Source organism: Paraburkholderia franconis, assembly GCF_009362735.1.
Classification (GTDB): Bacteria; Pseudomonadota; Gammaproteobacteria; order Burkholderiales; family Burkholderiaceae; genus Paraburkholderia; species Paraburkholderia franconis.
Map to the genome: position 1 here is coordinate 1 of NZ_WHNP01000203.1, position 1744 is coordinate 1744.

1 protein-coding gene is annotated in these 1744 nt (G+C 62.5%); it reads left to right on the forward strand.

What is annotated here, in order from left to right; all coding sequences use genetic code 11:
• Window positions 1-167 precede the first annotated feature (167 nt).
• Window positions 168-1700: an IS66 family transposase gene (gene tnpC / locus GCT13_RS47575; protein ID WP_152768424.1), complete on the forward strand. Its 1533-nt coding sequence runs from the start codon at window positions 168-170 to the stop codon at window positions 1698-1700.
• The last annotated feature ends 44 nt before the right edge of the window (window positions 1701-1744 follow it).

A 1744-nucleotide genomic window follows, 5' to 3' on the forward strand; every position in this document is an offset into this window, starting at 1 on the left:
GACCAGGCGGTCGCCACCGCGCTGAATCCCGAGCAGCTGCGAGCGCTGGTGACGGGGCTGCCCTGGCGGACGCTCACGCACGATCACGCGATCACGCTCGTGTAATACCCCCAAAGCCGTAAACTGGCTTGCTTCCGCCGCGGGTGGGGTTCTGGCAGACTGGCTGCATGAACCTGCCCGCCAACCTCGACGCCCTGAGCCCCGACGAACTGCGCACACTGGCTGCGCAATTGATCGCTCAGGTCGGCGAGAACGAGCGGGACCTGCGCTACCGGCAGACGCGCATCGACCAGCTCACGCACGAGATTGCCGTGCTCAGGCGCCTGCATTTCGGCAAGCGCAGCGAGCAGCTCAACGTCGAGCAGATGAGCCTGCTCAATGAGGCCATCGACGCCGATCTGGCTGCACTCGAAATCGAGCTTGAGCAGCTACGGTCGAACACGGCGCCGGACAAGCAACGTCAGAAGCCCAAGCGCACGCCCTTGCCGCCGGAGTTGCCGCGCACCGACATCCGCCATGAACCCGACGACAAGACGTGCTCCTGCGGTTGCCAGCGAGTGCGTATCGGCGAGGACGTCAGCGAGAAGCTGGACTATGCGCCGGGCGTATTCACGGTCGAGCGGCACATTCGCGGCAAGTGGGCCTGCAAGGCGTGCGAAACGCTGATTCAGGCGCCTGTTCCGCCTCATGTGATCGACAAGGGCATTCCCACCGCCGGGCTGCTTGCGCAAGTGCTCGTCGCCAAGTATGGCGATCACTTACCGCTGTACCGTCAGGAACGCATCTTCGAACGCGCGGGTCTTGCAATTCCCCAATCAACGCTTGGCGAGTGGGTTGGTGTTTGCGGCGTGCGATTGCAGCCGCTGGTCGACGCGCTGCACGACGTGCTTCTGCAACAGGGTGTGCTGCACGCCGATGAGACGCCGGTGCAAATGCTGGTTCCCGGCAAAGGAAAGACGCAGCGCGCCTATGTATGGGCGTATGCCACCACGCAGTTCGCCGACGTGCGCGCAGTGGTCTATGAATTCGCGGATAGCCGTGCTGGCGAACATGCCCGCACGTTCCTCGGCAAATGGCGAGGCAAGCTGGTATGTGACGACTACAGCGCCTACAAAGCTGGATTCGAGCTGGGCATCACTGAATTCGGATGCGTTGCTCATGCAAGGAGGAAGTTCTTCGAACTGCACGCCAACCATAAGAGCCAGGTCGCTGAACAGGCGCTGAAGTACTTCGGTGCACTTTACGACGTCGAGCGCGACGTCGCGGAACTCAAGCCCGATCGAAGATGTGAGGTCCGCCTGGAGCGGGCCCGACCCATTGCCGACGCACTGCATGCCTGGATGACCGGTCAGCGCAAACTGGTCTCCGAGGGATCAGCGATCGCCAGGGCACTCGACTACAGCCTCAAGCGATGGGACGCGCTTACACGCTACCTTGTCGATGGGCATGTGCCGATCGACAACAATTGGCTGGAAAATCAGATTCGTCCATGGGCCCTGGGAAGGACGAACTGGCTCTTCGCGGGCTCTTTGCGTGCGGGGCAACGCGCAGCCGCAATCATGAGCCTGATTCGATCAGCGCAGCTCAACGGCCATGATCCATACGTCTACCTCAAAGACGTACTGAACCGCTTGCCCACGCATCGCGCCGACGATATCGCTCAGCTACTGCCTCATCGCTGGGCGCCGATCACCGCCTGATCGCCGGCGCGCACTCCCCGGGGTGTCATTGCCGGGCGCTTACG

Excerpts from the sequence above, each read along its gene's own strand:
- tnpC (WP_152768424.1), top strand. The coding sequence starts at position 168 with ATGAACCTGCCCGCCAACCTCGACGCCCTGAGCCCCGACGAACTGCGC.